The 7,131-nt window shown below is 71.4% G+C and carries 7 protein-coding genes and 1 pseudogene; all 8 read right to left on the reverse strand.

The genetic code is table 11. From position 1 onward, the window contains the following. Positions 1-528 (reverse strand): hypothetical protein (locus O3Q52_RS45615; RefSeq protein ID WP_269654386.1); only part of this gene is annotated, 528 nt, incomplete at its 3' end. A 23-nt stretch (positions 529-551) separates the two neighbouring features. After that, positions 552-1,340, reverse strand: a complete 789-nt coding sequence (locus tag O3Q52_RS45620; protein WP_266586586.1) for a hypothetical protein — start codon at positions 1,338-1,340, stop codon at positions 552-554. 34 nt (positions 1,341-1,374) lie between these two features. Continuing rightward, entirely contained in the window at positions 1,375-1,827 is a 453-nt protein-coding gene (locus O3Q52_RS45625; protein WP_266586588.1) for a hypothetical protein, read from the reverse strand. 44 nt (positions 1,828-1,871) lie between these two features. Then, complete coding sequence (locus O3Q52_RS45630) at positions 1,872-3,386, reverse strand: ATP-binding protein (protein WP_266586590.1); 1,515 nt, start codon at positions 3,384-3,386, stop codon at positions 1,872-1,874. Positions 3,387-3,431: 45 nt separating this feature from the next. Continuing rightward, the gene (locus O3Q52_RS45635) at positions 3,432-3,974 is read right to left on the reverse strand and encodes a hypothetical protein (protein WP_266586592.1); all 543 of its coding nucleotides are present in this window, start codon (positions 3,972-3,974) and stop codon (positions 3,432-3,434) included. A 24-nt stretch (positions 3,975-3,998) separates the two neighbouring features. Beyond that, entirely contained in the window at positions 3,999-4,469 is a 471-nt protein-coding gene (locus O3Q52_RS45640; protein WP_266586594.1) for a DUF6238 family protein, read from the reverse strand. Positions 4,470-4,525: 56 nt separating this feature from the next. Beyond that, on the reverse strand, positions 4,526-5,998 hold the full coding sequence (locus O3Q52_RS45645) for an SCO6880 family protein (protein WP_266586596.1): 1,473 nt from the start codon (positions 5,996-5,998) through the stop codon (positions 4,526-4,528). A gap of 87 nt (positions 5,999-6,085) precedes the next feature. Continuing rightward, positions 6,086-7,054: pseudogene (locus O3Q52_RS45650) on the reverse strand (ATP-binding protein); the annotation flags it as partial. Positions 7,055-7,131: the final 77 nt, after the last annotated feature.

Raw genomic sequence — 7,131 nt, forward strand, 5'->3', positions numbered from 1 at the left:
GGATGGGGTTGGGGCGCATGACGGCGGGGAGGGCATGGAGGTTGCGGCCGGTGGTGTGCGGGTGTCGGCAGCGGCGCGCAGGTGCTTCGCGGCGCGGGCGAGGTAGATGCGGCTGTCGCCGAGGCGGTCTTCGAGCCGTTGGTGCTCGGTGGTGATCGCCCGGTCGCGGGCGGGGCCAGGGGCCTGGTGAGCGAGGTCGGCGAGCTGGCCGAGGCGATGAACTGCGGCGCTGAGGGCGGCGAGCGCGAGCCCGGTCGGTTCGGCGGCGCTCGCGAGCGCGAGGGTCGTGCGGCGCACCGTGGTCGTGGGCCGGGCCGAGGAGCGGGCGGCGGCGCGATGGCGGAAGGCGCTCTCGCCGGCCAGGAATCCCAGCAGGCGGGCCAGGTGACGGACTTCGTCGTCCAGGATCTCGCTCAGCGCCGGATCCGGGCGGATCTGGTCGGGGAGCGGAAGGTGGTCGGCAACGGTGTTGAGTCGGTCCGCCACGTCGTGCAGCAGCATCCGCTGGTCGGGGTCGGACAGCGGCAACTCCTTGATGCGGAAGCCGGGTTCTACCGGCGAGAAGTGGATTTCGGGGAGGAGGACACCATTGGCAGCATCTTGCTCGCGGGTGCTGATGCCGCAGTGGGAGGCGGGAGGGGAGCGGCGCGGCGGAAGTTGACCCCGATGCCCTGGAGTGTGAGCCGCTGGGCGGCGAGTTGGACCAGCAGGGCGCGCTCCTTGGAGCTGTAGGAGGCCGGCAGCACGAAGGCGAACTCATTCGGCCTGTACTGGAAGTTGCAGCCGAACAGCGTCATGCGTGCCTCTTCGGGAACCGAGTCGTATGGTGCTCCCACCACACCGTCCGGGTACCAGACCAGCGTGAGAGTCTGGGCGACCTCGGGCGCGGGCTGTCGGTGCGGCGGCTCGGGCTGGCTAAAGGCGTTGTGACGGACCGCGTCCAGGGCCGCCCGGTAGCGGGGCAGCACGCGTCGGGTGACTGCGGCGGCGGCGCGGGCCGGATCGTTGGGGACGGCGATGCCGTTCGGCTCACGTACCGGGGAAATCTGGTGGGTCTTGAAGCCCTCGGGCTCCAGTGGGGCCACCACGAACTGGTGGCGGTACAGGGGCCGGTCGGTGACGTAGAGCTGCTCTCCATCGGGGCCGTTCAGGACGGCGTCGTGGCCGAGGACGTACTGGCTGACGATGTAGTCGACGTGGCCGGCGTCCCAGAGCCGTTCGATGGTGGGGAACTGGTCCTGGTAGGTGGGGTGGCGGTGGTACTCGCTCGTCCAGGTGCCGGGCAGGCGTTCGGCGAGCGCGGCGGCGAAGGCGGACAGGTCGGTGCGAGTCGGGGGCATGGGCTCCTGGGGGTTCTGTGCGGCGGGTATGTGGTCAGACGCGGCGCAGGCTGTCGAGTACGCCGCCCCACTGGGGGCCGTCCCAGTTGATGACCAGCGCGGATCCGTCCGGCTTGAGCTTGAGTGTGCCCCGGGCGCGGTCCGAGTCCGGTGTCGTGCAGTGCAGGGTGAGCACGGGTGTTTCCGTGGTGGTCTGGGCGAGAGTGCCGGGGCAGGCAAGGGTGCCGGTCGTGGTGACGGCGGTTCCGGAAATGGTCAGCGAGGCGATGGGGCTGTCGGAGTTGATCGGCCGCCACGTGCCGTCTAGCCCGTGAACTGTGTGCGTGGCGGCCGGCGTAGGGGTGCGAGGTGCCGGGGAGACGCTGACGGAGGTGGTGTCAGTGGCCTCGGTGGTGGTGCCGCATCCGGCTACCAGGGCGGTGGCTGCCAGGAGGGCGGAGCCGGAAACCGCCGCCCGGTGACGTCGGCGTGGGGTGAAGGCGGACATGGGAAGGCTCCTGTCGGTCGTCGAAACGCGAGGTGAGCGGGGTTTCAGTGCATGCGGGCGTCGGTGTCGAAGAGCGCCAGCTCGTGGGGGTGCAGGAGGTGCTGCACGATGAAGCTGCGCCCCGCGACCTTCCACAAGCCTCGGCCCCGGTTGAGGTGGGAGATCGCGTCGGTCTCCACCGAGGTCAGGCCCAGCAGGGCTGCTGCGGCATGGAGTTGGTCGGTCTCCTGCCGGTAGATGATGCGGGTGGAGCAGTCGGCGAGCAGACCTTCGGCCAGGGCCCGTCCGCGGGATCCGGCGTCGCCCGCGGTGAGTAGGTCGGACAGCCGGTGGATCACCAGCAGGTTCGCGATGCCGAGTCCGCGGCTCAGCTTCCACTGGGACTGCATGCGCTGCAGGAGGCCGGGGTGGCGCATCAGGCGCCAGGCTTCGTCGTAGACGATCCAGCGCCGGCCGCCGTTCGGGTCGGACAGTGCGGATTCCATCCACGCGGACGCGCAGGTCATCGCCAAGACCAAGGCGGTGTCGTCGCCGGATCCGCCCAGGCGGGACAGGTCGATGGTGAGCATCGGCGAGTTGGGATCGAAGGCCACCGTGCTCGGGGCGTCGAACATCCCGGCGAGGTCGCCGTGGACCAGCCTGCGCATGGCGTGGGCTAGGTCGCGGGAGGCGTCGCCGAGTCGGCCGGACATGATGCCGCCGGCCACGTCGAGTTCGTCGGGGTTGTTGAGGGTGGCGGCGATGTCGCCGAGCAGCGGGGTGCGACCGGTGGCGGCGGCGCGGGTGACGACGGCATCCAGCGCGACGTCGAGGCCGGTGTGCTCCATCGGCAGCAGGTCCCGCCCGAGCACGGTGCGGGCCAGCGAGCCGAGCAGCAGCAGGCGGCGCTTGCGGATCTCGCCCGCCCAGTCGGCCTCGGAGACGCTGTTGGGCCGCGGTGCCGCGTCCAGCGGGTTCAGCTTTCCGGGCAGGCCCGGCCCGAGCGCGATGGAGGTACCGCCCAGCGCCTGCGCCACGGGCGTCCATTCCCCCTTCGGATCACACGGGACGTAGACCCGGTACCCGAAGGCGATCGATCTCAGCGCGAAGGACTTGGCCAGCGCCGACTTGCCCTGCCCGATCACCCCGGCAAGGAGCACGTTGGGGTTGGTGAAGCCCTCGACCTTGCCGTACAGCGCGAACGGGTCGAAGCAGAAACTGGCTTCGGCGTGGACGTCGCGGCCGATGTAGATGCCCTCGGCGCCGAGGCCGCCTTCGGCGAGAAACGGGTACGCCCCGCTCGCGGTAGCGGTGGTCATGCGGTGGGCGGGCAGCTTGAGCCTGTTGTTGCGGGAGGACGCGGGGCCGGGTCGCCCGGCGGGTGGGAAGAGGGGCGCCGGTATCTCCTGTTCTGCTACGCCAGCGCCGCTGGTGTGGGCGGCTGCTTCGAGGCGGGCCTTCGCGGCGGCCTCGGCGAGCTGCCGGCGGGCAGCCTTGCGGGACGCGCGATCGGTGCCGTGCGGGGTGAACAGGGGGCTGGCGCTGGCGCGGCGGGCTCGGCGCGCAGGCCGGTGGCTCATGACGGGGCGGCTTTCACGTGACGGCGGTCTGGACGCGGCGCGGGGTCAGACGACCGGCGAAGCGGTGAACAGAATCGGGCTGCGATAGCTCTTGCCGTCGCCCGACCAGTCCAGCTGGATGTAGCCGTCTGCGAGGTAACGGCCGGAGCCCGCCTTGGACTTGAGGGTTCCGGTCGAGTAGGAGCCGTTGCCGTTGCCGCTGCTGTGTTCGAGCGCGTGCTCCAGGCCGGTGTAGGCGCCGGACTTCACGACCGGGTCCGTGCCGCTGACGCTCCGCTTGGTCTGGAGCTGGAACTTGGCCTTGTTGAAGGTCAGGGTGCTGCGGTTCTTGGCCGTGTACGGGCCGTCCCAGTACACGGTGGCGGTGGTGTAGATGTAGCCGCCGGATCGCATGGCGCACAGCGTCACGTCGAAGTCCCAGTTGTCGGAGTCGGGGCCGTTATAGCTCGGGTCGTCGACGCTGTGGCTGCTGGTCTTGCAGTGGTAGCTGGCGGCGGATGCCGGAGTGGCGGTGGCCAGGGCGGCGGTGCCGGCGAGCGCGGCGAGGGCGACGGCGGCGGAGGAGGTGGAGCGCTTCAGGTTGCGCATTCAGGGCCTTTCGGGGTGCGGGGGTTACTGGCTGCAGGTGGTGGTGTGGCCGTGCAGCGGGGTGTTCAGGTCGCTGGGTGTGGTCTTGCGGCGGACGACGTGACCTGCGGCGAGGTGGCGCTGGCAGATGGTCAGGACGGGTGGCCCCTCGGGCAGCCGCTCGGGGTGGCATTCCGTGTCCGTTGGGGTCTCGTCCGCGGCGGGCAGGAGGTGGAAGGCGTCGTGCACTGCGGCGGCGGACTGCCACAGCCGGGTGTGCGCGGTGGCGAGGTGTCGGCCGGCGGCGGGATGCGGCGGACGGGTGGATTCGGCGAGCTGGTCGAGCAGGTGGTGCAGTGCGGTCAGATGGGCGTGCAGCACGTCGAGGTGCACGCGATCCGCGGGTGAAGCGGTGTGCTGGGTGCGTGGGGTGAGGGCGCGGGCGTGGTGGCGGATACCGGCGCTGGCGGCCCGCAGGTACGGGTACGCGTCGCTGACGGGGATGGCAGAGGTCAAAGGGGGAGATTTCCTTCCTGCCATGGGGCAGGACGTCGGCTGGTGCCGGAGTGGGGCTACAGGGCCGTGCGGGCGAGGGGGAGGGCGCCGAGCGTGAAGGCGTCGGGCTGCTGGAAGTTGAGCCGTCGCAGATCGACCTGGGCGGTGACGGCGGCGGTCTCGATCTGCGCGCACGCGGCGTCGAGCAGGGCGTCGGTCTCCGCGGAGACGGTGAGCAGCCCGGTCAGCGACACGTCGGCGTGTCCGGCGATCAACTGGCGCTCGCGGACCTTGACGTCCGCGTATTCGACGGAGTCGGCTTCGGAGTCGACCTGCCCGCGACGTGAGCGTTCGTTGGCGTCGGCGATGATCGCCGCCTTCTTGCGCTGCACGTCGCGCATCGCGGACTCGAGCCCCTGCGGCACATATATAAGGGAGAGGGTGCGCCGGACCCCGGCGGTGAACATCAGGCCGTGCAGGAAGCCCGCGCTCGTTTCGGTGCGGGGCCAGTCCTCGACCCAGTAGGTGGCGTGCCGGGCGGAGTCGGTGGCGAGCCGGTCGTACTCCTCGACCTGGACCACGGGCCCGGCGGCTGCCGGGTCGGCTTCGGCCCGGCCGGAGTTGGACCACTGTTGCAGCGCGGACAGCGCCCTGGGGTCGTAGGCGGTGCGGATGACGGCGGCGATCTCGCGGGCGCTGAGCCAGCCGGTCACCATCAGTCCGGCGCTGCGCGCGGCCTGGGCGATGGCGGACGTGGTCTGTTCCATCACAGTGAAGGCGCCGGGCAGTCCGCCGCCGGCCTGACTGATGAGGCGCTTGGCGGCCTTGAGGTCGAGGGAGATCGCCAGGTACGCCTCGTGCGGGGCAGCGGCCGGGCCGGCGGAGGCGACAAGTTCGCTGTAGACCTGTCCGGCGACCGGGGTTTCGGGGTGGCCCTGCTGGGCCCAGTAGCGGGTGAGGGTGTCGCCGCTGTCGGGCACGGTGCGCTCCAGGACCTGCACAGTGGCGACGTGTCCGGTGCGGGCGATGCCCGCCAGGACCCGCCCCCAGCTGCTGACGTTGTGGTTCTGACTCGCCGGGTCGAGGAGCGCGAAGGCCCTGCTGGAGACGCGGGCGACGGTGGTCAGGGTCTGGCCGTGCGGGTCGTGCACGGCGGCGGCCTGGTTGGCGGAATCGCCGGGCGTGACGACGCGCAGTGAGGCGGCGGTGCCGGGCAGGTGCAGGATGCCGTCCTGGCGGGGACGGGTGACGGGCCGGGCGAGCCACAGACTCTGGCCGGTGCGCCGCCGCCGGGCGAAGCGCAGGACGATCGGCGCCCAGTCGATCAGCGAGCGGCCGTGCCTGCGGACGACGACCAGGGCGGTGACCGCGGCCCACAGCGGCGCCAGGGCGATGGCGCCGAGCAGCCCGGTGGATACCACCGTGACCAGCAGCAGAGCCAACGCGCAGGACACGAGGACGAGTTGGGGCAGGGAGAGGCCGAGCAGGATGCCGCGCCTGGACCGGTGGGGGAATTTGACGGTGAGCGGTTGGACGGTGAGATCAGACAAGGGCCGTTCCGATGGTGCGCGGGGCGGTGGCCGGGGCGGCGCGCGGCGAGGAATGGGCAGCGCGTGCCGCCCCGGAGTCGGGCAAGGTCACAGGCCGGCGGGCGGAGGCGGCGGTGCCCCGGTTCCGTTGGAGGTGCCGGCCGAGTTCGGTGCCGGCGGGGCGCCCTGCGGCGGTGGCGTCGAGGCGCCGGCGCCGGGCTGCGACATGAAGCCGCTGCCGCCGCTGGGGGGCGATCCGGAACCGCCACCCGGTCCGGGTGCACCGCCGAACTGACCACTGGTGTCGTCACGAGGGCTGGTCGGCGGGGGCTGGACGGCCTTGTCCAGACCGTTCTTGATCCCCTCGCTCCCGGACGACGGGGCGTTTGAGCTGCCGCCTTCCTTGCCGGTGTCCGGGTTGGCGGCGATGTCGCCGGGGAAGCCGCCCGGCACGGAGTCCGGGCCCTGGGGAGCGGCGCCTGCTCCGGCCGCGGCACCGCCAGTCCCCGCGGTCGCGACCGCGGCGGCGGCTTTGCGTCCGGCGCGTTCGGCGTGCTGACGGGCCATCTGCGCACCGGCTCCGCCGGAGCGGTGCAGGGTCTCGGCGTCGGAGCCCTCGGAGGCGGCCCAGTGCACGAACTTGAACGTGGCGTACGGGCATAGCAGGACCAGCGCCAGGATGACGATGCCGGCCATCACGTCGGCGAGGGCGGCGATGCCGTCCTTCGCCTCGGTCTTGCCCATCGCGGCGATCCCCAGGACGAAGATCACAGTCATCAGCAACTTGCTGACCACGAGGGTGGCGGTGGCTTCGATCCAGCCCTTGCGCCAGCGGCGGGCGACCTCCCAGCCTCCGCCGGCTCCGGCGAAGACGGCGAGGGTGACCATGACGAGGATGCCGACCTTGCGGACCATCATCACGCACCAGTAGAGGAAGGCGCCGATCGCGGCGCCGATGCCGACGAAGACGGTGACGAGCCAGCCCAGGCCGGACAGTTCAGCGATCTGTCCCACCTTGACGATGCGCCGCACCGCGGTGCCGATGTCGAGGTTGGCGGCCTTGAAGAGTCCGTCGCTCTGAACCGCCCCGGCTCGAATGGAGACTCGATTTCATGAAAGGATCGAGTCATGGCACGACCTTCCCGTTACCCGCT

Origin of the sequence: Streptomyces sp. ActVer, assembly GCF_027270795.1 — a bacterium.
In the GTDB taxonomy this organism is placed as follows: Bacteria; Actinomycetota; Actinomycetes; order Streptomycetales; family Streptomycetaceae; genus Streptomyces; species Streptomyces umbrinus_A.

What these genes read in the sequence shown, in the direction of transcription:
- O3Q52_RS45620 (WP_266586586.1), bottom strand. Translation starts at nt 1,340, where the DNA reads ATGCCCCCGACTCGCACCGACCTGTCCGCCTTCGCCGCCGCGCTCGCC.
- O3Q52_RS45625 (WP_266586588.1), bottom strand. Translation starts at nt 1,827, where the DNA reads ATGTCCGCCTTCACCCCACGCCGACGTCACCGGGCGGCGGTTTCCGGC.
- O3Q52_RS45630 (WP_266586590.1), bottom strand. Translation starts at nt 3,386, where the DNA reads ATGAGCCACCGGCCTGCGCGCCGAGCCCGCCGCGCCAGCGCCAGCCCC.
- O3Q52_RS45635 (WP_266586592.1), bottom strand. Translation starts at nt 3,974, where the DNA reads ATGCGCAACCTGAAGCGCTCCACCTCCTCCGCCGCCGTCGCCCTCGCC.